Here is a 19,459-nt window from a genome sequence, read left to right on the forward strand (position 1 = left end):
GTGCTGAAGACCGATTTGGTGTTGGCGGCCGAAGGCGGTTCCAACCCGATCATTCCGGACATCCCGGAGCTGATCCTCGGCATCGTCGCCTTCCTGATCCTGCTGTTCCTTCTGAAGAAGTACGTCGTGCCGCGCTTCGAGGCTGCGTACGAGGAGCGGGCGCAGAAGATCGAAGGCGGCATCGAGAAGGCCGAGAAGGCTCAGGCCGAGGCCGAAGAGGCGCTCGCGGAGTACCGCGCGCAGCTGGCCGACGCCCGGTCCGAGGCCGCGAAGATCCGCGACGACGCCCGGCTCGAAGCCGAGCAGATCAAGGCGGAGCTGCGGGCCGAGGCCGAGGCCGAGTCCCAGCGGATCGTCGCCCAGGGGCAGGCCCAGCTGCAGGCCCAGAAGGCGCAGATCATCGCCGAGCTGCGGGCCGACATGGGCCGCAACGCCGTCGAGCTGGCGAGCCGCATCGTCGGCGAGTCGCTCGAGGACGAGGCGCGCCGCCGCGGCACCGTCGACCGGTTCCTGGCCGAGCTGGAGACCGCGTCGGCCACCAACGGAGCGGGGAAGTAACCAGAGATGACGCTGCATGCTGCGAGCCGTGAAGCGCTCGACCTCGCCGAGACCCGTCTCGGCGAGGTTCTGGCCGACGCGGGTTCGGATCCCGCGACGGTCGGGGACGAGCTGCTCTCGGTCGTCGACCTCCTTGACCGCGAAATCGGCCTGCGCCGGGCGGTCAGCGACGCTTCGGCCAGCCCGGAGAGCCGCCAGGGCCTCGTCCGCCGCCTGTTCGACGGGAAGCTGAGCGAACCGGCCCTGAAGGTGCTCGACGCCGTGGCGGGCAGCCGCTGGTCAAGCCCTCGCGAGCTGGTGGACGGGATCGAGTCCCTCGGCCGCTCGGCGTTGCTCACCTCCGCCGAGAAGACCGGGAACATCGAGACCGTCGAGTCACAGCTGTTCCAGGTCGCGCGGATCGTCGCGGGCGCTCCGGAGCTGGAGGCCGCGCTGTCCGACCTGGCCGGTCCCGCCGACGCGAAGCGGACCCTGGTCCGCGGGCTGTTCGCGGACAAGGTCGACGTGGTCGTCGAGACCCTCGTCGAGCAGGTCGTGCGCCGCGCCAAGGGGCGCGGGGTCGGCAACGGGCTCGACAAGCTGGTCGCGCTGGCCGCGGAACGGCGTGAACGCTCGGTCGCCTACGTGACCAGCGCCAACGCCCTCACCGACGAGCAGCAGACCCAGCTGGGGTCGAAGCTCAACGGCATCTACGGGCGGCCCCTCGCGTTGCACGTCGAAGTTGACCCCCGGCTGGGCGGCGGGCTCGTCGTCCGCGTCGGCGACGAGGTCATCGACGGCAGCACGGCGGGCCAGCTGGCGGCGGTGCGCCGCAGGCTGAGCCGCGCCTGACGGGTGCGCCCGGGCACCACAGACTTTGCACACTGGACAGAACAGAAGCGAGAGCGGGAACGAAATGGCGGAGCTGACGATCTCCTCGGACGAGATCCGCAGTGCGATCGAGAACTACGTCTCGAGTTACGCCCCGGACGTGAACCGGGAAGAGGTCGGCGTGGTCGCCGACGCCGGTGACGGTATCGCCCACGTCGAGGGACTGCCCTCGGCCATGGCCAACGAGCTGCTCGAGTTCCCGGGCGGCGTCCTCGGTGTGGCGCTGAACCTGGACGCCCGCTCGATCGGTGCGGCCATCCTCGGTGACTTCGAGAGCATCGAAGAGGGGCAGCAGGTCAAGCGGACCGGGCAGGTCCTGTCGGTGCCGGTCGGCGACGGCTACCTCGGCCGGGTCGTCGACCCGCTGGGCGCGCCCATCGACGGGCTCGGCGAGATCGAGACCACGACCCGGCGCCCCCTGGAGCTCAAGGCCGCTTCGGTGGTCGAGCGCCAGCCGGTGTCCGAGCCGCTGCAGACCGGGATCACCGCCATCGACGCGATGACGCCGATCGGCCGCGGTCAGCGCCAGCTGATCATCGGTGACCGCAAGACGGGCAAGACCGCCGTCGCCGTGGACACGATCATCAACCAGAGGGCCAACTGGGAGACTGGTGACCCGAAGCAGCAGGTTCGCTGCATCTACGTCGCGGTCGGCCAGAAGGGCTCCACGATCGCGTCGGTCAAGAAGTCGCTCGAGGACGCGGGCGCGATGGAGTACACGACCATCGTCGCCGCCCCGGCTTCCGACTCGGCCGGCTTCAAGTGGATCGCCCCGTACACCGGCTCGGCCATCGGCCAGCACTGGATGTACGAGGGCAAGCACGTCCTGATCGTGTTCGACGACCTGACCAAGCAGGCCGACGCCTACCGCGCGATCTCGCTGCTGCTGCGCCGCCCGCCGGGCCGCGAGGCGTTCCCCGGCGACGTCTTCTACTTGCACTCCCGTCTCCTCGAGCGGTGCGCCAAGCTGTCGGACGAGCTGGGTGCCGGCTCGCTGACCGGCCTGCCGATCATCGAGACGAAGGCCAACGACGTGTCGGCCTACATCCCGACGAACGTCATCTCGATCACCGACGGCCAGTGCTTCTTCCAGTCCGACCTGTTCAACGCCGGTCAGCGCCCGGCCATCGACGTGGGTATCTCGGTGTCCCGCGTGGGTGGTGCCGCGCAGGTCAAGGCGATGAAGTCGGTCTCGGGCTCGCTGCGCATCGACCTGTCGCAGTACCGCGAGCTGGAGGCGTTCGCCGCCTTCGCCTCGGACCTCGACGACGCGTCGAAGGCGCAGCTCGAGCGTGGTGCGCGCCTGTACGAGGTGCTCAAGCAGCCGCAGTACTCGCCGATCCCGGTCGAGGAGCAGGTCTGCACGGTGTGGCTCGGCACCAACGGCCACTACGACTCGGTCCCGACCGAGGACGTGCGCCGCTTCAACCACGAGTTCCTGGACTCGGCGCGCCGCAAGCACACCGAGGTCCTGGGTGCGATCCGCGACAGCGGCAAGTTCGAGGACTCGACCCGCGACGCGCTCGTGAACGCGGTCAATGAGTTCAAGAAGGAGTTCACCACCTCCGAGGGCAAGCCCCTGGAGTCGAACGCCGACGCGATGGACGCCGACAAGGTCGGGCAGGAGACCGTCAAGGTCAACAAGCCCGCCCCGAAGAAGTGAGCTGATAGCTCATGGCCGCACAACTCCGGGAACTTCGGTCGCGCATCAAGGCGACCAAGTCGATCGGCAAGATCACGAAGGCGATGGAGCTCATCGCCACCGCGCGCATCACCAAGGCGCGGGCGAAGGTCGCCGCTTCCCGGCCGTACGCGGACGAGATCACCAAGGTGCTCTCGGCGCTGGCCGGTGCGGCGGCGAACCTCGACCACCCGCTGCTGGTCGAGCGCCCGAACCCGAAGCGCGCCGCCGTCCTCGTCGTCACCAGCGACAAGGGCCAGTGCGGTGGTTACAACACCAACGTGCTGAAGGCGACCGAGGAACTGCTCGCCCTGCTCCGCGAGGAGGGCAAGGAGCCCGAGGTCTACGTCACGGGCAACAAGGGGCTCAACTACTACCGGTTCCGCAACCGCGACGTCGTCGACAGCTGGACGGGCTTCTCCGACCAGCCGTCGTACTCCGCCGCCGTGGAGGCGGGCGAGACGCTGGTCAAGTCGTTCCTCGCCGGCACGCCGGAAGGTGAACCGGATCTCGTCGACGGGGTCGACGAGATCCACGTCGTGTACACCGAGTTCGTCTCGATGCTGACGCAGCGGCCGATCGCCAAGCGGGTCGCCCCGCTCGAGGTGGAGTACACGGGCGAAGAGGAGCAGCGGCCCGCAGGCGAGCTGCTCCCCAGCTACGAGTTCGAGCCGAGCGCCGACAAGCTGCTGGGCGCGCTGCTGCCGAAGTACATCAACACGCGCCTGTACTCGGCTCTGCTGGAGTCGGCGGCTTCCGAGCTGGCAGCCCGCCGCACCGCGATGAAGGCCGCGTCGGACAATGCGAACGATCTGGTGAACACGCTGACGCGGGAGGCGAACCAGGCCCGCCAGGCGCAGATCACCCAGGAGATCTCCGAAATCGTCGGTGGCGCGAACGCGCTCACCGCAGCAGGAAGTGATGACTGATGACCAGTACTGAAGCCCCGCGCGCCAAGGGGCGCATCGTCTCGGTGACCGGGCCGGTCGTCGACGTCGAGTTCCCGCGCGGTTCCGTGCCCGACCAGTTCAACGCGCTCAAGGTCGACATCGAGTTCGAGCAGCTGCGCAAGACGGTGACCCTCGAGGTCGCCAGCCACCTGGGCGACAACCTCGTCCGCACGATTTCGCTGCAGCCGCAGGACGGCCTCGTCCGCGGTGCGGAGGTCACCGACACCGGCGGCCCCATCACCGTTCCCGTGGGCGACAAGGTCAAGGGCCACGTCTACAACGCCCTCGGCGAGTGCCTCGACGAGCCCGGCTACGGCGACGACCTCGAGCGCTGGGGCATCCACCGCAACCCGCCGGCCTTCGACCAGCTCGAGGGCAAGACGGAGATGCTGGAGACCGGCCTCAAGGTCGTCGACCTGCTGACCCCGTACGTGCAGGGTGGCAAGATCGGCCTGTTCGGCGGTGCGGGCGTGGGCAAGACGGTGCTGATCAAGGAGATGATCACCCGCGTCGCCCGGAACTTCGGTGGTACCTCGGTGTTCGCCGGCGTCGGCGAGCGCACCCGTGAGGGCAACGACCTCTTCCTGGAGATGTCCGAGGACGGCGTCATCAACGACACCGCCCTCGTCTTCGGTCAGATGGACGAGCCGCCGGGCACCCGCATGCGCGTCGCGCTGTCCGCGCTGACCATGGCGGAGTACTTCCGCGACGTCCAGAACCAGGACGTGCTGCTGTTCATCGACAACATCTTCCGGTTCACCCAGGCCGGTTCCGAGGTGTCGACCCTGCTGGGCCGCATGCCTTCGGCCGTGGGTTACCAGCCGACGCTGGCCGACGAGATGGGTCAGCTGCAGGAGCGCATCACCTCGACCCGTGGCCGGTCGATCACCTCGATGCAGGCGATCTACGTGCCCGCGGACGACTACACCGACCCGGCGCCCGCGACGACGTTCGCCCACCTGGATGCCACCACGGAGCTCTCGCGGTCGGTGTTCCAGAAGGGCATCTTCCCGGCGGTGGACCCGCTGGCGTCGACGTCGACGATCCTCGACCCGGCCATCGTCGGTGAGGACCACTACCGCGTGGCCTCCGAGGTCATCCGGATCCTGCAGAAGTACAAGGAACTGCAGGACATCATCGCGATCCTCGGGATGGACGAGCTCTCGGAAGAGGACAAGCTCACCGTTCAGCGCGCGCGCCGCATCGAGCGGTTCCTGTCGCAGAACATGCTGGTCGCCGAGGCGTTCACGCAGATCCCGGGCTCGACCGTGCCCCTGTCGGAGACCATCGAGTCGTTCGACCGCATCAGCAAGGGCGACTTCGACCACTACCCGGAGCAGGCGTTCCTGGGTATCGGTGGCCTCGAAGACCTCGAGAAGAAGTACAAGGAAATCACCAAGAAGTGACTTCCGGGGGACGGCGGGGACTGAAGTCCATTGTGGACTGAGGGCCCCGCCGTTCTCGTAACCGGACCCAGACCTATTACACTCGGTGGTGACACCCCGAGCGAAGGAGTGCTACGTGGCTGAGATGTCCGTGGAGCTGGTGGCCGTGGAGCGCCGGCTCTGGTCGGGTTCCGCCACCTTCGTGGTGGCGCAGACCACCGAGGGCGAGATCGGCATCATGCCCGGCCACGAGCCGGTGCTCGGGCAGCTCGTCGAGGGTGGCGTGGTGAAGATCAACACGACTGACGGTGACGTGCTCACCGCGGCCGTGCACGGCGGTTTCCTGTCGGTGACCGCGACCGGGGTGAGTGTGCTCGCGGAGAGCGCCGAGCTTTCGGACGAGATCGACGTCGACGCGGCCCGCGCGGCCCTGACGACGGACGACGAGGTGGAGCGCGCAAGGGCCTCGGCCCAGCTGCGCGCAGCCGGTCAGTCGGTCTGATCGAGCGAGACGAGCAGGAGCCGCCGTGAAGATCGCCATCGTGGTGCTGGGGCTCCTGATCGTGCTCGCCGTGCTGGTGGCCTGGTACGGCCAGCGGTGGATCCGGATGCGCCGCGGCGGTGGCGTGAGCGTCGCGCTGCGGTGGCGTCCGGACAACCCGCGAGCGAGCTGGCACCTCGGGCTCGGCCGGTACGAGGGCGACGAGTTCGTCTGGTACCGCGTCTGGAGCCTCCGGACCGGCCCCGATCGCGTGTTCCAGCGCGAGAGCATGCAGATCGCCGATCGTCGCGACCCGTCCGGTACGGAGGCGTACGCGGTGCCGGAGGGATCGACCGTCCTGCGGTGTGAATCGTCCACGCAGGAGGCGATCGAAATCGCGATGGGCCCGGGCGCGCTGACCGGGTTCCTGTCCTGGCTCGAGTCGGCTCCGCCGGGACGAATGTTGCCGCACGCGTCCTGACGGGGAGTTATCCTCGGATCATGGAGAGCACGGGACGATTCAGCGCCGCGGAGCGGGCCGCGCGCAAGCGCCGGTGGGCGAAGCTGCCCGAGCACGTGCGGCTCGAAGACACCACCACGACGCAGGACGTGGACCCCGGAGCCGACTCGACGTGGGACGTCGATTACGAGCGGTACTGGACCGCGCGCGAGCTGCGCTGACCGCCGCTCAGCCGCCCGGCTTCCACAGCACGTCGCCGTCGGGGTTCGCCAGCCGGCCGAGGATGAACAGCAGGTCCGAGAGCCGGTTGAGGTACTTCACGGCGATCGGGTTCGTCGTGTCCGGCTCGGCCTCGACGAGCGCCCAGCCGGAGCGCTCCGCACGCCGCGTGACGGTGCGGGCCTGGTGCAGGTACGCGGCACCGGGCGTGCCGCCCGGCAGGATGAACGACGTGAGCTTCGGCAGCCGCTCGTTGAACTCGTCGCACCAGCCCTCCACGCGCTCGAGGTAGGCCTCCGTGATGCGCAGTGGCTCGTACGGGGGATTTTCCTGGATCGGCAGGCACAGATCCGCGCCGACGTCGAACAGGTCGTTCTGCACGCGCTTCAGGACGGTGCCGATTTCGTCGCCGAGACCGCCGACCGCGACGGCCAGCCCGATGACCGAGTTGGCCTCGTCCGTGTCGGCGTAGGCCCCCAGGCGGGGCGAGGTTTTGGGCACCCGTGAGCCGTCGCCGAGCGCCGTGGTGCCGCTGTCGCCGACCTTCGTGTAGACGCGGTTGATGCGAACGACCATGAGCCAGACTGTACCGGCCCCGCGTGTGCCGAAACTGGGCGAGAGGGCATGATTGGCGGCCATGAGCGAGCACTTCGACGTGCACGGAGGGGCGCGGCTGGTCGGCGAGGTCGACGTGGTCGGGGCCAAGAACAGCGTGCTGAAGCTGATGGCCGCGGCCCTGCTGGCCGAAGGCACCACCACCATCACGAACTGCCCGCAGATCCTCGACGTGCCCTTGATGGGCGACGTCCTGCGCAGCGTCGGCTGCGAGGTCGAGATCGACGGCGACACCGCGCGCATCACCACGCCGGCGTCGCTGTCGCACCGCGCGGATTCGGCGGCGATGGGCAAGCTGCGGGCGTCGGTGTGCGTGCTGGGGCCGCTCGTGGGCCGGCTGAAGAAGGCCGTGGTCGCGCTGCCGGGTGGCGACGCGATCGGCTCGAGGCCGCTGGACATGCACCAGAACGGGCTGCGCAAACTCGGTGCCACGAGCACGATCGAGCACGGCTGCGTCGTCGCCAACGCCGAGGCGCTGGTCGGCGCCCAGATCTGGCTCGACTTCCCGAGCGTCGGCGCGACCGAGAACATCCTGATGGCGGCTGTGCTCGCCGAGGGCACCACGGTGATCGACAACGCCGCGCGCGAGCCGGAGATCGCCGACATCTGCACGATGCTCACGGAGATGGGCGCGAAGATCGAAGGCGCCGGCACGTCGACGCTGACGGTGCACGGGGTGGACCAGCTGCGCCCGACCGAGCACCGCGTGATCGGTGACCGGATCGTCGGCGCCACCTGGGCGTTCGCCGCGGCGATGACGCGCGGCGACCTGACCGTGCGCGGCGTGAACCCCCACCACCTCGACCTGGTCCTCGACAAGCTGCGGCTCGCGGGCGCGGACGTGACGACGTTCGACGAGAAGGGTTTCCGCGTCGTGCAGCCGGACCGGCCGAAGGCCGTCGACTGGGTCACCCTGCCCTACCCCGGGTTCGCCACGGACCTGCAGCCGTTCGCCGTCGCGCTGTCCGCGGTGTCCGAGGGCACGTCGATGATCACGGAGAACGTGTACGAGGCGCGGTTCCGCTTCATCGAGGAGATGATCCGCCTCTCCGGCGACGCCCGCACCGACGGCCACCACGCGGTCGTCCGTGGCGTCGACAAGCTCTCCAGCGCCCCCGTGTGGGCCTCCGACATCCGCGCCGGCGCGGGCCTCGTGCTGGCGGGCCTGTGCGCCGAGGGCGTCACCGAGGTCTGGGACGTCTTCCACATCGACCGCGGTTACCCGCACTTCGTCGAGAACCTCAACCGGCTGGGCGCGCAGATCGAGCGCGTGGCGGGGGAGCCCGACCGGGCCTAGCTGTATTTGGCCATCAGGTTGGTTGCAGTCGGTTGATGGGTGGGTGGCCTCCGAGTGCGCTGTGGCGGCGTTGAGTGTTGTAGTGCTCGAGCCAGGGTGCAAGAGCTGCTGTGCGTTCGGTGTTGCTGGCGAAGGCCTGGCGGCAGGCCCACTCGGTTTGCAGTGTGCGGTTAAGACGTTCGACTGTGCCGTTCTGCCAGGGGCAGTGGGGCTTGATGAACTTCTGCCGAATGCCGTGCTCGGCGCAGACCTCGCGCAACGACCAGCGATAGGCCCAGGCGTTATCGGTCATCAGCCGTTCGATCCGGGTGATGCCGTGGCCGGCGAAGTAGGCGATCGCGCGGGCGAGGAAAGCAGCGCAGGTCGGGCCTTTCTCGTCCGGGTGGATCTCGGAGTAGGCCAGGCGGGAGTGGTCATCGAGCAGGGAGTGGACGTAGTCGTAGCCGATCTTGGTGCTGCGGTCGCGGGTGGCTTCCCGCTGGGCCCGGCCATGCGCTCGCCAGCCTCCGCCGTCGGGGATGCGGCCGATCTTCTTGACGTCCATGTGGACCAGCTCGCCCGGCTGCTCCCGCTCATAGCGCACGGCTGTGGTGTTGCTGGCCCGGATCACCTGCCCGGTGATCGGGTCCAGCGCGGCCAGCCGCGGGATCCGGTGTCGGGCCAGTACCCGCGACACTGTCCGGGTCGGGACACCCAGTTCACAGCCGAGCCAGGCCGGGCCGCGGCGTTCACGCTGCCGCAACGTGATGATCCGTTGCTCAAGCTGATCATCGGTCCGCCGCGGTGAGGTGTGCGGTCGCGAGGATCGGTCACGAAGACCGGACTCACCCTCGGCGGCGTAGCGGTCCAGCCAGGTCTTGACACATTTACGAGAGATTTCCATCGCAGCGGCGATGTGTGCTTGCGGCCATCCGGCCTGATGGCGCTGGACGATCAGCAATCTGCCCAGGAAGATGGTCCGGGCGTTACGGTGAGACACGAGAGCCTCCGGTTGGCGTGGGTCCTAGACAAGCCACACCTCAACCGGAGGCTCTCCCCACGTCAACCCCGTACTTCCCGCTACCAACGTCCTGGCCAAATACACCTAGCCCGCCACTGTTCCGGAACCGACGACGCGGCCGAGCACGGAAACGTGCTCGGCCGTTCGTGGTTCCGCCCGCGGGTCAGAGCGTGTCGTCGAGCCAGTCGTAGATGCGCGCGAACGCGAGCCGCTGCGCGCCGATGTGGCAGTGGGCGTCGGCGCCCTCCTCGGTGGTGAAGCTGAGCAGCGTTTTCGGGCCGGTGAGCCGGTCGTAGAGGCGGCGCGGCTCCGGCGGGGTGTCGGCGTCGCCGTTGAAGAACAGGTCGTCGGTGGCCTCGCAGATCAGGGCCGGGCACGAGATGAGCTCGGCGACGCCGCCGTCGAGGTGGTAGGCGAGGTACTTCGCGAGGAACTCGCGGTCCGTGGCCGCGCCCATGACGTAACGGCCGTGGCCGGTGGCCCAGCGCAGCGTTGGGCTCGCGGCGCGGCCGGCGGCCAGGATGGCGTCGAGTTCCTCGTCCTGCGGCGCGTTCGCACGGCGTTCGATCTCCGCGCGGTCCCACGGCAGGAACGGGACGATCGCGGCCGCCGCGTCGAACACCCCGTCGACGGCCACGACGGCCGCGAGGCGCGGCTCGAACGCGGCGGCGCGCGGGGCGAGCTCGCCGCCGAGGCTGACGCCCAGCAGCGCCACCTTCGCCAGGTCGACGCCCGGATCGGCGAGCGCGTGGTCGAGCACCGGGCCCACGACGTGCTCCCAGTCGGGGCGGAAGACGAGCCCGTCGCGGTGGATCGCGCTGGGCTGGCCGGGGCCGTCGAACGCGAGCACGTGGTAACCGCGCTCCTGCCCCGCCATGGCGCCGAAGAAGTGCATCTCCTCGGCCGCGCCGTCGAACCCGCTGTGCATCACCACGAGCGGCTGGGGGCCCTCGCCCGGCGCGCGGTAGAAGTAGCCGCGCAGCACGTGGCCCTCGTAGGGGATCTCGACCGGCTCGATGCCCTCGAACCCCTCGATCGCGCGGTGGAAGCACTCGACGCTGCGGTCGTAGGCGTACGCGACACGCGGGTCGGCCGGGTGCTCGTGCAGGAAGAACTCGGCCGTGCGGTAGTAGGTGGACGCGCGCAGATGAGCGTCGCGAGCGCTGACGGGGTGGGCGTTCGCGGCTTCGGCGGCCAGCCGCTCCGCGGTGGCGAGCCACTCGTCGTGCCAGCTGTCGTAGTCACCGGCCTTGATGCGCGCGGCCGTGGCGACGACCTCGCCGAAGTCCGAACCGCCGTAGGTCGCGTGGCCGAACACGCGCAGGGTTTCGAACCAGAACTGGGGGTCGTCTTCGAACAGGAGCTGCTTCACGGGTGCCTCCTCTGAGAGCGACGGAACGGTACCGTCCCGTCGTCACCGTACGCGGGACGGTACCGTCTCGTCCACCCGTTACGATGGGGCCATGCCGACCCGCCGCACCCCGACCGGCGCTGCCGTGCTGCAGCCGGAAGTCACGAACGCCATCACCGAAGCCGTGCTCGACGAGCTCGCGGCCGTGGGTTACGGCCGGCTCGCGATGGAAGCCGTCGCCAAGCGCGCGGGTGTCGGCAAGAGCGCGCTGTACCGCCGCTGGCCGTCGAAGGACGCGATGATCTCGGCGGTCGTCGCGGAGTTCAGCGTCAGCCGCGCGACGGCCCCCGACACGGGAACCCTCCGCGGCGACCTGATCGCGATGCAGCAGGCGGTGCACGACTGGCTCACGCACCCGCGCTTCTCCCGGATCCTGCCGGACCTGATCGCCGAGGGCGCCCGCAACCCGGGCCCGGCGGAGGAGATCCGCGGTGCGATCGGCGGCCCCCGCCGCGAGGTTGCCCGCCGCGTCTTCGACCGCGCCCTCGGTCGGGGCGAACTCCCCGCCGGCACGGACGTCGAACTCGCGCTGGACCTCCTGGCGGGCCCGATCTACTGGCGCCTGGTCGTGCGCCGCGAGCCCCCGGGCCCGGATTTCCTCGAGCACGTCGTCGACCACGTGCTGCGGGCACTCGGCGCTCGCGAGGTGCCCGCCGGCGAATAGCCCTACGCCTCCAGGGCCAGCCCGACGCCGAAGCCGATCAGGACCGTGCCCGTCACCCCGTCCAGCGTGCGGCGCACGCGCCGGCGTTCCAGCCAGCCGCGGACGCGGTGGACGAGCAGGAGCAGCAGGATCTGCCACACCGCGCCCACGGCGGCGACCGTGTACGCCAGCAGCAGCGCGTCACCCGTGGTGGTCGCGCCGGGGGTGAGGAACTGCGGCAGCACGGACAGGTACAGCACGAGGACCTTCGGGTTGGTGACGTTGGAGAGGAACCCTTCGCGCCACCGCCGGAACGCGCTCTGGCGGCCGCGCATCGCGTCGGCGATCGACTGGTAGTCGCCGCGCCAAGCGCCGCGCAAGGCTTGAAAGCCGAGGTAGCAGAGGTAGGCGACGCCGAGCCACTTGACGGTCTCGAAGACCGGCCGCGAATTCGTGATCACCGCACCCAGACCGAGCGCGGCGGCGGTGCCCTGCAGGAAGTTGGCGACGGCGATGCCCGCGCACGCCCACGCGCCGCCCCGCGCACCGCCGGACAGCGCGTTCTTCAACACGACCATGCTGTCCGGGCCGGGCGCCACGGCGAGCACCACCATCATGGCGAGGAACCCGCCGTACACACCCCACGTCATGCGGCGAACCGTATCCCCGGTCAGGGCTCCAGGGCCAGGGCCGCACCGAAGCCCAGGAGCGCGGTGCCGGTCACGCCGTCGAGGGCGCGGCGCACCTTGCGCTGCTGCAGCCACGCGCGCACGCGGTGCACGAAGAACAGCAGCACCAGCAGCCAGATCGTGCCCAGCACCGCCACGGTGTAGGCGAGCACGAGCGCGTCCCACGTCGTCGTGCGCACGGGGTCGAGGAACTGCGGCAGCACCGACAGGTACAGCACGAGGACCTTCGGGTTGGTGACGTTGGAGAGGAACCCTTCGCGCCACCGCCGGAAGCCGCCGGCGCGCTTGCGCTGCGTTTCCGCGAGGGCCGCGTAGTTGCCCCGCCACGCACCGCGCAGGGCCTGGAAACCGAGGAACACGAGGTAGGCCGCGCCGAGCCACTTGAGCGCGAGGAACACCGGCTGCGACCGCGCGATGACCACGCCCAGCCCGAGCGCCGCGGCCGTGCCCTGCAGCGCGTTGCCGGCGAAGATGCCCGCCGTCGCGAGCAGACCCCCGCGGGCGCCCCCGGACAACGCGTTCTTCAGCATCACCATCGTGTCGGGCCCCGGCGCCAGGACGATGAGCACGACGATGACGAGATAGCTCCCGTACCCACTCCAAGTCACGGTCTCCCACGCTAACCGCCACCGCGGCGCGAGTCTCGCGGATTTCGGTCACAGCGGTTCGCGCTTTCCGATACGTCGCGAAGCAGTTGCCCAGAATCCGGTCGGTCGGGTTCTGAGGCAGGACGTAGGTGGTCGGGTGTACGCGCAGCAAATAACCAACTGATGTTCGAAGTTGTTCGCCGGTAGATCACCGTGATCCAGATCGATCAATGACGCCGCCATCCCTGATGTATCGTTACCACACCGTGACATTCAAGCGGCGGACCTTCGCGTCGTCGCCCCGGGGCGTCAAAAGAAGATCGAAAAAGTGTTTGAGCGGCGAAATTCGTTGTTTCAACGCCGCGTGGGCGAGCGTTAGGCTAGTTTCCATTCGGTAACAGCACGGGGCCACTCCGAACGCATTCTTTGACCGCTACGCCGAGGGGATCTAGGTTCGATCTCCGTCGGCGTCACAGTCGCCAGCCGACCGGGCGGTGGACCGAGTCCGCCTCGAATGAATTGGCTCGGCGCGTGACCGGAATCGAAGGTCGCGCGTGCGTGACCGATCAGGATTGAGGCCGCAGACATGATCCACCGCGAATGGAATCGCAGGGAGTTCTTCCGGGTCACGGCAAAGGGAGGCGTGGTGCTGGGCGGCGCGGCGTTCGCGGCCGCCTGCACGCAAGCACCGCAGACCGGCGGACAGGGCGGCGGCGACGCGCTGCAGCGCGCGAAGTCCGCGGGGACCATCAAGATCGGCATCGCGGGCGAGATTCCGTACGGCTACACCGAGAACGGCAATGTCACCGGTGAGTCACCCGAGGTGGCCAAGGCGGTGTTCAAAAACCTCGGCATCCCGAAGGTCGACGCCACCCAGGTCGAATTCAAGCAGCTGATCCCCGCGCTCGCGGCGGGCCAATACGACATGGTCGCCGCCGGCATGGCGATTCTCCCGAGCCGGTGCAAGCAGGCCGCGTTCTCCGAGGTCGACTACGTCACCCCGACCGCGTTCATCGTGCCGAAGGGCAATCCGCAGCAGGTGCAGAACTTCGAGGACATCAAGGCCAAGGGCCTGAACCTCGCGGTCTTGTCCGGCACGGTCGAGCAGCAGGTCGCGAAGGCCACGGGAATCCCGGACAGCCAGTTGCAGACCTACGACGGCCAACCCCAGATGCTGCAGGCGCTCCTCGCAAACCGCGCCTACGCCGGCGCCTTGACCGACATCTCGCTGAAGGCGCTGCTCAAGCAGAATCCGGGGGCCCCGCTGGAGGTGACGGCAGGGTTTGTGCCGACTGTGCAGGGCGCGAAACAGATCCAGGCCGGGGGATTCGTGTTCCGCACGGCGGACAAGCCCCTCGTCGACGCGTTCAACGCCGAGCTGGCGAAGCTACACCAGAACGGGCAGTGGTTGAAGATCGTCGAGCCGTTCGGCTTCACCCAAGCCAATCTGCCACCCGCCGACGTCACCACCGCCCAGCTCTGCGCAGGTTCCTGACGCTGTCCCGCCGGCACCGGTAGGAGTCAGATGTTCGAGAACTTCGGCTTGTTCGCCTCCACCATCGCGAACGGCCTGCTGCTCACGGTCGAGGCCACGATCGGGGGGATCGTGGTCGCGACCGTGCTGTCGTTCGTGGCCGGGCTCGCGATGCTGTCGCGGTCCAAGACGGTCCGGGCGATCACGCGCGTCTACGTCGAGGTCTGGCGCGGCACTTCGGAGGTGGTCCAGCTCTTCTGGATCTACTTCGCGCTTCCGGTGCTGACCGGGTTCCAGATCATCCCGCTCTGGGCGGGTGTTCTCGTGCTCGGCCTGAACTTCGGTGCCTACGGCGCGGAGATCGTGCGGGGCGCCGTGCAGTCCGTGCCCCAGGCGCAACGCGAGGGCTGCATCGCGCTCAACTTCACCCCGGCGCAGCGGATGCGGCGGGTGATCCTTCCACAGGCGCTGGTCGAGATGGTGCCGCCGTTCAACAACCTGTTCATCCAGCTGCTCAAGGGCACCGCACTGCTCACGTTCATCACCGTGCCGGAGATGACCTACCAGGCCAGCCAGGTACTGGTGACGAGGTACACCGGGCAGGCGGCGCTGATCTGGACCATCGTCCTGTTCTTCTACCTCGCCCTGTCGCTCGTGATCACCGGCGGGATGAAGGTTCTCGAGCGGCGCGCGGCGGCTCGGGTCGGCCGTAAGCCGGTGAAGCAGGAGTCCGTGCTGGGCAGCGCGAGCGGCAGCGGGGCGGCATGAACTGGGATTGGACTTACTTCTGGGAAGGCGTCCCCTTGGTGCTCAAGGGGCTCTTGGTGACGTTCGAGGCGACCGTGCTCGGCTCGATCGTCGCCTACGCGCTGGGATTGATCTTCGCGCTCCTGCGGCGTTCGGGTATCCCGATCGTCAGCAGAGTGGTGTGGCTGATCGTCGAATTCATCCGCAGCACGCCGTTGCTGGTCCAGCTGTTCTTCCTCTTCTTCGTGTTCCCGCAGTTCGGGGTCACGCTTTCACCGTTGGCCGCGGGTGTGCTGGGCCTCGGACTGCACTACGCGACCTACACTTCGGAGGTGTACCGGGCCGGCATCGAGGCCGTCCCGAAGGGGCAATGGGAGGCCGCAGTGGCGTTGAGCCTGCCTCGGACGCGGACCTGGGCGAAGATCATCCTCCCCCAGGCGGTCCCGCGGGTGCTGCCCGCGCTCGGCAACTACACGATTTCGATGTTCAAGGAAACGCCGCTGCTGCTCGCCATCGGCGTCCTCGACCTCGCGGGCGCCGCGTTCGAAGTCGGCTCGCTCAACTTCCGCTACGTCGAACCACTCACCCTGGCCGGGGTGCTCTTCCTCGTGCTGAGTTATCCGGCTTCTCTGCTCGTGCGATTCCTGGAGCGTCGTTTTGCCCCCGCAAAGTGAAGCACCGGCCGAGGCGGCCGGCTCCGCGATGATCCGGTTTTCCGAGGTCGTGAAGAAGTTCGGCGACCACGTCGTGCTCGACGGGCTCGATTTCACCGTGGCGCCCGGAGAGTTCGTCTCGTTGATCGGGCCAAGTGGCTCCGGCAAGACCACCATTCTCCGGTTGCTGATGACCCTGGAGAAGGTCGACGGCGGCACCATCCACGTCGGCGGCGAATGCCTGACCCACGTGCGCCGCGGCGACCGCCTGGTACCGGCGGACGAGAAGCACCTGCGCGCGATGCGGCGCCGGATCGGCATGGTGTTCCAGCAGTTCAACCTGTTCCCCAACATGAACGTGCTGCGCAACATCACCGAGGCACCCGTGCGCGCGCTCGGCGTGCCGCCGGCCGAAGCCGAGGAGCGGGCGCGCGAGCTGCTCGGCCTCGTCGGGCTCCAGGACAAGGCCGAGGCGCACCCGACGCGCCTGTCGGGCGGGCAGCAGCAGCGGGTCGCCATCGCCCGGGCGCTGGCGATGCGGCCGGACGTGCTCCTGCTCGACGAGGTGACCTCGGCCCTGGACCCCGAGCTCGTCGCCGACGTCCTGCGCGTGCTGCGCGACATCGCGACGACCACGGACATCACCATCCTGTGCGTGACCCACGAGATGCAGTTCGCGCAGGACGTCTCGGACCGGGTGATGATGTTCGACCACGGCCGGGTGCTGGAGGACGCGCCGCCCGAGCGGCTGTTCACCGAGCCGTCCCACCAGCGCACCAAGGAGTTCCTGCGAGCGGTGATCGAGCGCCGCTAACCCAGGATCTCCGCGGTGGCCTTGACGGTGGCGAACTCGGCGTGCAGGTTCGCCGCCGTCACGCGGGTCAGCTCGTCGGCGGTGACCGTGGTGCCGTCCGGGGCGGTCAGGTCGAACGTGAACGTCGCGTCGAGGGCGAAGGTGACGTCGTAGCCGAGGTTCGCGCCCACGCGGGCCGTGGTCTCGCAGCAGAAGTTGGTCTGGATTCCGGCGAGCACGAAGTCGCCGATGCCGTGGCGCTTGAGCCACGCGTCGAGGTCGACGTCGCCGAGGAAAGCCGAGTTCACCTCCTTGCCGAACACCAGGTCGGGTCGGGCGCCGTCGAGTTCGGGGGCGAAGTCGTGGCCCGGGGTGCCCGGGCCGCAGCGGCGAATCGGGCTTCGTGGAGTCGTGGTGCACGAGGACCACGGGGTCGCGGCGCTCCTGCCACGCGTCGAGCAGGGCTTTGATGTTGGCTTCCGCGCCCGCGTTGTTGCGCGGGCCCCAGAACCGCGCGTCGGAGAAGCCGCGCTGGACGTCGATGAGGATGAGTGCGGTCATGCCCCGAGTTTCGGGCGCCGGACGCCGTCGAGGGGAGTGGCAGAAGATGCGCGATCCGGTACTTTTCTGCCATGCGGGCGATCGGGGTGCTCCTCCTGCCGGGTACGCGGATGTTCGACCTGGCCGTGGTCGCGGAGGTGTGGGCGCAGGACCGCACGGACAGCGGGATCGGCCCGTTCACCGTGCGGCTGTGTGGCGCGGGCCGGCGGCGGACGCCGGTGTCGCCGTTCGGCGACGTCACGCCGACGCACGGGCTCGCGGGGCTGGCGGGGTGCGACCTCGTGCTCGCGCCAGGCCGGGACGACCCGCTGGCCTCGGTGCCGCCGGCAGCGCGCGGCGTTGCGGCGCGCGCACCGGGCGGGTGCCGCGGTCGCGGGCCTGTGCTCGGGCGCGTTCACGCTCGCCGCGGCGGGCCTGCTCGACGGCAGGCCCGCGACCACGCACTGGCGGGACTTCGACGCGCTTTCCACTGTCGCGCCGCGGGCTTCGCTGCAGCGGGACGTGCTCTACACCGAGGCCGACGGCGTGCTCACCTCCGCCGGGGTCGTCGGCGGTCTCGACCTGTGCCTGCACCTCGTGCGCCGCGACCACGGCGCCGACGTCGCCGCGAAACTCGCGCGGCGCCTCGTGATGCCGCCCGCCCGCGAAGGCGGCCAGCGGCAGTACGTCGAGAACCCGGTGCCCGCGGCCCCCGCCCGGCCGGGTCTGTCGTCCACTTTGGACTGGGCGGCGGCGCGGCTGGGTGAGGACATCGGGGTCGCGGATCTGGTGACGCACGCAGGGCTGAGCGAACGGACGTTCCACCGCGAGTTCGCCGCCGCCACCGGGGTGACGCCGGGGCGGTGGCTGCGCGGGCAGCGGGTGCGTTACGCGCGGGAGCTGCTGGAGACCACGGAGCTGCCCGTGGAGCGCGTCGCGCAGCGGTCGGGCCTGGGCACGGCGGCGAACCTGCGCCGCCGGCTGCGCGCGGAGCTCGGCGTGGGGCCCGATTCGTACCGCCGCACGTTCCGTTCCGCGCCGAGCGGGGTTACGGTCGGGGCATGGGCGAGTACGAGCACCTCCTCGTGAAACGCGACGACGACACGATCACCATCACGATGAACCGCGCGGCGCGGCGCAACTCGCTGTCCGCCGAGCACCTGACCGAGCTGCTCACGGCCTTCCGCGAGGCCGGCGCCAGCGATGCGACGGGCATCGTCCTGGCCGGCGCCGGCCCGGTCTTCTCCGCCGGGCACGACTTCGGTGACGTGGCTTCGCGGGACCTGATGGGTGTACGGGAGTTGCTGACGCTGTGCACGGAACTGATGCGGACCATGCAGTCGGTGCCGCAGGTGGTCGTCGCGCGCGTGCACGGCTTGGCCACCGCCGCGGGCTGCCAGCTGGTGGCGTCTTGCGACCTCGCCGTCGCCGCGTCGTCGGCGGGCTTCGCCCTCCCCGGCGGCAAGGGCGGGTGGTTCTGCCACACCCCGGCCGTCCCGGTGGCGCGGTCGATCGGGCGCAAGCGCTTGATGGAGATGGCGCTGACGGGTGACGTCGTGCCCGCGGAGGTCGCGCTGGACTGGGGCCTGGTCAACTACGTCGTCCCGGACGACGAGCTGGACTCCGCCGTCGCCGACCTCCTGGCCCGCGCCACGCGCGGCAGCCGCGCCAGCAAGACCATGGGCAAGCACACCCTCTACGCCCAGCTCGACCGCCCCGAGGCGGACGCCTACGCGATCGCCGTCGAGGTCATGGCGTCGGCGTCGCAGCTGCCCGGCGCGCGCGAAGGGATGGCGGCGTTCCTGGAGAAGCGCAAGCCCGAGTGGCCGGACTGACGCTCCTCAGCCGCGTTCGTGCAGCAGCAGGAGCGTGTACGCGGCGATCGACTGCGCGTCCGTGATGCCACCGGTGGCGATCATCTTCTCGACCTCCGTGCGGGTGAACCACGCGGTCGTCATGTCCTGCTCTTCGAGCTCGCGCTCGGGCTCGCCTTCCGTGAGGTCCGTGGCGAGGTAGACGTGACCGCGCTGGCTGGACATGCCCGGGGCTACCTCGAGCAGCCCGATCTCGGTGATCGTTTCCGCGCGCAGGCCCGTCTCCTCCCGCAGCTCGCGGCGCGCGAGCTCGGCCGGCGGCGTCTCGGCGAGGTCGGGGGCCGTGCCCTGGCAGAACTCCCAGCGGCGTTCGCCCACGGGGTAGCGGAACTGGTCGACCAGCAGCACGCGGTCGTCGTCGAGGGGGATGACGAGGGCGTAGGTCGGTTTGTCGACCACCCCGTAGATGCCTTCGCTGCCGTCGGGCCGTCGGATGGCGTCCTCCCGCACCGTCATCCAGTTGTTCCGGTACACCTCGCGGGTCGCGACACGCTGAATGGGGTCCACTCACCCAGTATCGCCGAGACTGTCC

Annotated in this window: 21 protein-coding genes and 2 pseudogenes; 16 read left to right on the plus strand and 7 right to left on the minus strand. The window is 69.4% G+C overall.

What is annotated here, in order from left to right; genetic code table 11:
* From ACIA77_RS17310 to ACIA77_RS17345, 8 genes are all read left to right on the plus strand, one after another.
* Complete coding sequence (locus ACIA77_RS17310; RefSeq protein WP_395886871.1) at positions 1-558, plus strand: F0F1 ATP synthase subunit B; 558 nt, start codon at positions 1-3, stop codon at positions 556-558.
* 6 nt (positions 559-564) lie between these two features.
* Positions 565-1,389 carry a F0F1 ATP synthase subunit delta gene (locus ACIA77_RS17315; RefSeq protein WP_395886872.1) on the plus strand — a complete coding sequence of 275 codons (825 nt, stop codon included), beginning with the start codon at positions 565-567 and terminating at the stop codon, positions 1,387-1,389.
* Between the two features lie 64 nt (positions 1,390-1,453).
* Complete coding sequence (gene atpA, locus ACIA77_RS17320) at positions 1,454-3,091, plus strand: F0F1 ATP synthase subunit alpha (RefSeq protein ID WP_395886873.1); 1,638 nt, start codon at positions 1,454-1,456, stop codon at positions 3,089-3,091.
* 11 nt (positions 3,092-3,102) lie between these two features.
* Positions 3,103-4,038, plus strand: a complete 936-nt coding sequence (locus tag ACIA77_RS17325) for a F0F1 ATP synthase subunit gamma (RefSeq protein ID WP_395886874.1) — start codon at positions 3,103-3,105, stop codon at positions 4,036-4,038.
* Entirely contained in the window at positions 4,038-5,465 is a 1,428-nt protein-coding gene (gene atpD / locus ACIA77_RS17330; RefSeq protein ID WP_395886875.1) for a F0F1 ATP synthase subunit beta, read from the plus strand. The genes ACIA77_RS17325 and atpD overlap by 1 nt, the downstream gene beginning before the upstream one ends.
* 115 nt (positions 5,466-5,580) lie before the next feature.
* The gene (locus ACIA77_RS17335) at positions 5,581-5,946 is read left to right on the plus strand and encodes a F0F1 ATP synthase subunit epsilon (protein WP_204093761.1); all 366 of its coding nucleotides are present in this window, start codon (positions 5,581-5,583) and stop codon (positions 5,944-5,946) included.
* 25 nt (positions 5,947-5,971) lie between these two features.
* The gene (locus tag ACIA77_RS17340; protein WP_204093762.1) at positions 5,972-6,406 is read left to right on the plus strand and encodes a DUF2550 domain-containing protein; all 435 of its coding nucleotides are present in this window, start codon (positions 5,972-5,974) and stop codon (positions 6,404-6,406) included.
* Between the two features lie 20 nt (positions 6,407-6,426).
* The gene (locus ACIA77_RS17345; RefSeq protein ID WP_395886876.1) at positions 6,427-6,606 is read left to right on the plus strand and encodes a hypothetical protein; all 180 of its coding nucleotides are present in this window, start codon (positions 6,427-6,429) and stop codon (positions 6,604-6,606) included.
* Positions 6,607-6,613: 7 nt separating this feature from the next.
* Here the strand turns inward: ACIA77_RS17345 and ACIA77_RS17350 are convergent, their stop codons facing one another.
* On the minus strand, positions 6,614-7,180 hold the full coding sequence (locus ACIA77_RS17350) for a cob(I)yrinic acid a,c-diamide adenosyltransferase (RefSeq protein WP_395886877.1): 567 nt from the start codon (positions 7,178-7,180) through the stop codon (positions 6,614-6,616).
* Between the two features lie 61 nt (positions 7,181-7,241).
* Between ACIA77_RS17350 and murA the strand changes: the two genes are divergently transcribed.
* On the plus strand, positions 7,242-8,516 hold the full coding sequence (gene murA, locus ACIA77_RS17355) for a UDP-N-acetylglucosamine 1-carboxyvinyltransferase (protein WP_395886878.1): 1,275 nt from the start codon (positions 7,242-7,244) through the stop codon (positions 8,514-8,516).
* Between the two features lie 13 nt (positions 8,517-8,529).
* Here the strand turns inward: murA and ACIA77_RS17360 are convergent, their stop codons facing one another.
* Positions 8,530-9,495, minus strand: a complete 966-nt coding sequence (locus tag ACIA77_RS17360) for an IS481 family transposase (protein WP_395886879.1) — start codon at positions 9,493-9,495, stop codon at positions 8,530-8,532.
* A 184-nt stretch (positions 9,496-9,679) separates the two neighbouring features.
* Positions 9,680-10,888: an alpha/beta hydrolase family protein gene (locus tag ACIA77_RS17365; RefSeq protein ID WP_395886880.1), complete on the minus strand. Its 1,209-nt coding sequence runs from the start codon at positions 10,886-10,888 to the stop codon at positions 9,680-9,682.
* A 91-nt stretch (positions 10,889-10,979) separates the two neighbouring features.
* On the opposite strand from ACIA77_RS17365, the gene ACIA77_RS17370 reads away from it, so the two are divergent.
* Complete coding sequence (locus tag ACIA77_RS17370) at positions 10,980-11,591, plus strand: TetR/AcrR family transcriptional regulator (RefSeq protein ID WP_395886881.1); 612 nt, start codon at positions 10,980-10,982, stop codon at positions 11,589-11,591.
* Between the two features lie 2 nt (positions 11,592-11,593).
* On the opposite strand, the gene ACIA77_RS17375 is transcribed toward ACIA77_RS17370, so the two are convergent.
* Positions 11,594-12,220, minus strand: a complete 627-nt coding sequence (locus ACIA77_RS17375) for a LysE family translocator (protein ID WP_395886882.1) — start codon at positions 12,218-12,220, stop codon at positions 11,594-11,596.
* 20 nt (positions 12,221-12,240) lie between these two features.
* Complete coding sequence (locus ACIA77_RS17380) at positions 12,241-12,867, minus strand: LysE family translocator (RefSeq protein ID WP_395886883.1); 627 nt, start codon at positions 12,865-12,867, stop codon at positions 12,241-12,243.
* 565 nt (positions 12,868-13,432) lie between these two features.
* Here ACIA77_RS17380 and ehuB point away from each other — a divergent pair.
* From ehuB to ehuA, 4 genes are read left to right on the plus strand one after another with little or no spacing between them, the layout of a single operon-like run.
* Positions 13,433-14,341, plus strand: coding sequence for an ectoine/hydroxyectoine ABC transporter substrate-binding protein EhuB (gene ehuB / locus ACIA77_RS17385; protein WP_395886884.1), 909 nt, complete (start codon positions 13,433-13,435; stop codon positions 14,339-14,341).
* A 30-nt stretch (positions 14,342-14,371) separates the two neighbouring features.
* Entirely contained in the window at positions 14,372-15,088 is a 717-nt protein-coding gene (gene ehuC, locus ACIA77_RS17390; RefSeq protein ID WP_395886885.1) for an ectoine/hydroxyectoine ABC transporter permease subunit EhuC, read from the plus strand.
* Positions 15,085-15,741, plus strand: coding sequence for an ectoine/hydroxyectoine ABC transporter permease subunit EhuD (ehuD, locus tag ACIA77_RS17395; RefSeq protein WP_395886886.1), 657 nt, complete (start codon positions 15,085-15,087; stop codon positions 15,739-15,741). Before ehuC ends, ehuD begins: the two co-directional genes overlap by 4 nt.
* A 28-nt stretch (positions 15,742-15,769) precedes the next feature.
* Complete coding sequence (ehuA, locus tag ACIA77_RS17400) at positions 15,770-16,534, plus strand: ectoine/hydroxyectoine ABC transporter ATP-binding protein EhuA (protein WP_395886887.1); 765 nt, start codon at positions 15,770-15,772, stop codon at positions 16,532-16,534.
* Here the strand turns inward: ehuA and ACIA77_RS17405 are convergent.
* A pseudogene (locus tag ACIA77_RS17405) lies at positions 16,531-17,074 on the minus strand (cysteine hydrolase family protein). The gene ehuA and the pseudogene ACIA77_RS17405 overlap by 4 nt on opposite strands.
* A 71-nt stretch (positions 17,075-17,145) precedes the next feature.
* Here ACIA77_RS17405 and ACIA77_RS17410 point away from each other — a divergent pair.
* Both ACIA77_RS17410 and ACIA77_RS17415 read left to right on the plus strand, forming a co-directional pair.
* A pseudogene (locus ACIA77_RS17410) lies at positions 17,146-18,142 on the plus strand (GlxA family transcriptional regulator).
* Positions 18,115-18,888: an enoyl-CoA hydratase-related protein gene (locus ACIA77_RS17415; protein ID WP_395886888.1), complete on the plus strand. Its 774-nt coding sequence runs from the start codon at positions 18,115-18,117 to the stop codon at positions 18,886-18,888. Before ACIA77_RS17410 ends, ACIA77_RS17415 begins: the two are co-directional and overlap by 28 nt.
* 6 nt (positions 18,889-18,894) lie before the next feature.
* On the opposite strand, the gene ACIA77_RS17420 is transcribed toward ACIA77_RS17415, so the two are convergent.
* Positions 18,895-19,434, minus strand: a complete 540-nt coding sequence (locus ACIA77_RS17420; RefSeq protein ID WP_395886889.1) for an NUDIX domain-containing protein — start codon at positions 19,432-19,434, stop codon at positions 18,895-18,897.
* Positions 19,435-19,459 lie beyond the last annotated feature (25 nt).

This window comes from Amycolatopsis sp. NPDC051903 (assembly GCF_044452505.1).
Taxonomy (GTDB): domain Bacteria; phylum Actinomycetota; class Actinomycetes; order Mycobacteriales; family Pseudonocardiaceae; genus Amycolatopsis.